Below are 3,166 nucleotides of genomic sequence, written 5' to 3'. Positions count from 1 at the left end.
CAGACATGATCATTATTACGGATAACATCTGATGAAGGAAGAACCCCTTCTTCTGTTATCTGATTTATAGAAACTTATTAACCAAGTAGTCTTGATTGACTACATCATTATTATACTAGGTGGCGAGCATATGTTTTGAGACAGCCTAATACAAAGGAACGTGAGTGGAATACTTTTATCGCACATCTCGATCCGGATTGGGGAAATTATTGTGATGGTTGTCTACATGTTGATTTTGATGTGCCAATAAAAGATTTGCCAGAAATGCAGAAAGTTGCGCATATTTGGGCTGATTTGTGTTTCCGATACATTGAAACAGGAACGAGGATTGGAATCCCCCCTTTCTGAGTAAAAGATTTTGGATGCTATGCTGTATATATCAATAAGAAAGAGGTATACAGCTATGAAGACTATCTGGAATGAAGCTGCAATTCGCAAAGAGTTTGCAAGACTGGATGCAAAGACTGGATTAAAGGGAGCAACTCTACCAATTACATTTAATAATGCAAAATGTACATTGGGATCCTATAACCCTGCTAATGGAGGAGCGTTTCGATTCTCCAGACACTATTATGATGATCCATCTTGGCCTGTAGAAGCAGCTCTTGATACTATCCGTCATGAGTATGCGCACTACATGGATCATATGGTATATGGCAATTGTGGACATGGGGCTACTTGGAAGAAATGTTGTATCGAAATTGGTGCTCTGCCGATTCGCTGTTACAGCAGTGAGAGAGCAAAGTACTATCAAGATAAACACGAAGCTGAGCGAAAGCAAGTGGCGATTCTTGATCATTACAGAACAGGTTCTTTCATTATGCATCCTCGATTTGGCAGAGGAAAGATAGTGGAACTGGTTGGTGCTGATGCTAATCGTTACGCACTGGTTGACTTCAAAAACATGGAAACCAAGAAGCTTTCACTGAAGTGGGTAAAGGAGAATTGCGGGAGGTGTGCCTAATGAAAAGATGCTCTAATCCAAATTGTGACTCTGCATTTCTGTATGGAGATGACAAGACGGTATGTCCATTTTGTCATAGCGAATTAGTATCCAATATGGACAATGCAGTAGTTCATTTACAGCCGGCTGATCGCATACCAGGGCTTGAACCTGTGAGAAATCAGGCAGTGCAGTTTATTCACGAGCATCTTGGCACAATGGAATGTCATGGCCGAATCGTGGAGATCGATCATCAGGAACTGTTTAACTCAAAGCGTTTAAAGCTGATCAATACAATCTTTAGAGGAGAACCATACCAGTTTGCGCATCAAACAATCGAGTATACGATTAGGGTGGAAAGTCTATCAGATGAGTATCCTCCTGAAGTACGAGATTTCTGCTTATATGGAAGCTATCTTGGAAGAATGCAGGTGGGGGATGAAGTACAGATCAAAGCCAAGAATTTGAAACACCGTAGAGTTGTGAAGTCTATCTACAATCGAACGACAGATACAACTGTTAAACCTGGATTTCAGATTCCGGCGATCCTGGTACGGATACCCATAGCTATTCTATCAATAATATTGATCGCTTTAATGTGTAGCATTGTATGGATGGTTGAAAGTGGAGCTGCGGCTATTTTATTGACAGCTGTTTTGACCGCTCTGATTCCTATCATAATAATGATATGGATTTTCTGGGAAATTGTTAAAGGTATATTTAGGAGGTAATCATGAATCAGTATAGAGAACAGATTTTACAGGCTCAGAAAACTGCAGCAATAGTAAACCTGCTGAAAAAGAATAATTATCTTACTGCAGTAGGTGCAAACGATGTGGTGATTGATCATGACAATACTTTTGTACCAGTAATACACCGTTGGTATCGAATTGAGGGATTCAGGGCTAAGGAAGATGAACAGGAAACAAAGGCAGCTGTAAGTAGAGCAGCGTATGGATGGCTTCGTGGCGCACATTCAAACTGCTCTGCATTTGTAATGGATCATGTCAGAGACGAAGTCAGAGTATTCTATGGAACGGGTAGTAATACAGATTTAGGATCCATCTTTTCTTCAATCATTCCGGAGTGCATTGTACATAATGCAACATGGGAAGGTGCTACGTATGCATATAATGGTATTCTGTCAGGGACTATTTCAGCAGACAGTTTTGCTGATACTTTTGCTGGCATGAGAGGAGGAGCATGTTACATTGCATGCGTTGTTATTCCAGTCAATGATGACGAAGTGTGGGAGAAAATTAGAGAGAACGAGGTGTTGATTGGACGCTTAGAACAGTTTAAATCCTTCCAGAGGGTATATGGAAATGCGACAAGACGAACAGAAGAGATCCAAGTTCCGGAGATTGTGTGCGCTATTTCCCTTCTAAAAGACGAAAATACGTTTTTAAGTAATAATGTCGGACGAGGATTTGTAAGAAGTTGTGTACGCTTTGGCGCATCTGATAGAGATACATATTATCGTTTAGGAGCAGTATTGCGTTCCTGCATGCATTATGATGCAGAGAATCAGGAGGGGTTCGAACCTGTTAGACTTTTGGATGTACATGGAAATGTCGGAGGCTCCAAAGGATGTTTGGCTGTTCCGAGGGTTAATATCCTAAATCAGATATATCATGGGTATGCAGACTTGGTTTCCTGGCAGACTTTACAGAGTCTTGAAAAATTCTGCTCTATGCCTATTAATTCTTATACCGGTTTCTATGTAAGAAACAATAATGTGACAGAGAATACACTTAAGGTGTTTCCTGAGATTAGACCTATCAGAGAATCCGGTATTGCCGTGGGGTCTTTTGTTAACTCCTCTGTGCCTGCTGTTATTCCGTTATCTGCATTATACTCTCACATGCTGATTACAGGTGCAACAAGATCTGGCAAAACTACTACTGTTAAGGGGGTTGTTAAAGGCCTTTATAATCAGGGAATTCCAACCTTGGTGATTGAGGCAGCAAAGAAGGAGTATATTGGATTACTTTCCGATATTCCTGCATTAAAAGTACTAACACCGGGAAACGATGGACTTCAGCTGTATATCAATCCACTTCAGGTTGAAACTGGTACTCTTATTGAAAGTAAGCGCTTAATTGGTTCTTTCCATACTTGGTTGAAATTAACATATTAAAGCTATATAATACATTTAAAATATATTTACCAAGAGAGGGCCGTATGGACGAATTTATCAAATTACTTAATCCTGCTTATAAG

Annotated in this window: 3 protein-coding genes; all 3 read left to right on the top strand. The window is 40.1% G+C overall.

The window, feature by feature from the left end; translation table 11 throughout:
- Positions 1–403: 403 nt before the first annotated feature.
- The 3 genes from KQI39_RS17055 to KQI39_RS17045 are packed head-to-tail and all read left to right on the top strand — an operon-like array spanning position 404 to position 3,083.
- The gene (locus tag KQI39_RS17055; RefSeq protein WP_216419766.1) at positions 404–964 is read left to right on the top strand and encodes a SprT-like domain-containing protein; all 561 of its coding nucleotides are present in this window, start codon (positions 404–406) and stop codon (positions 962–964) included.
- The gene (locus tag KQI39_RS17050; RefSeq protein ID WP_216419764.1) at positions 964–1,674 is read left to right on the top strand and encodes a hypothetical protein; all 711 of its coding nucleotides are present in this window, start codon (positions 964–966) and stop codon (positions 1,672–1,674) included. The genes KQI39_RS17055 and KQI39_RS17050 overlap by 1 nt, the downstream gene beginning before the upstream one ends.
- 2 nt (positions 1,675–1,676) lie before the next feature.
- Positions 1,677–3,083: a helicase HerA domain-containing protein gene (locus tag KQI39_RS17045; RefSeq protein WP_216419762.1), complete on the top strand. Its 1,407-nt coding sequence runs from the start codon at positions 1,677–1,679 to the stop codon at positions 3,081–3,083.
- The last annotated feature ends 83 nt before the right edge of the window (positions 3,084–3,166 follow it).

The sequence above is a fragment of the Blautia sp. MSJ-36 genome, assembly GCF_018917985.1.
GTDB lineage: Bacteria > Bacillota > Clostridia > Lachnospirales > Lachnospiraceae > Blautia_A.
The sequence above is the reverse complement of the archived record's forward strand: the minus strand, read 5'-3'. Positions and strand labels throughout refer to the sequence as shown.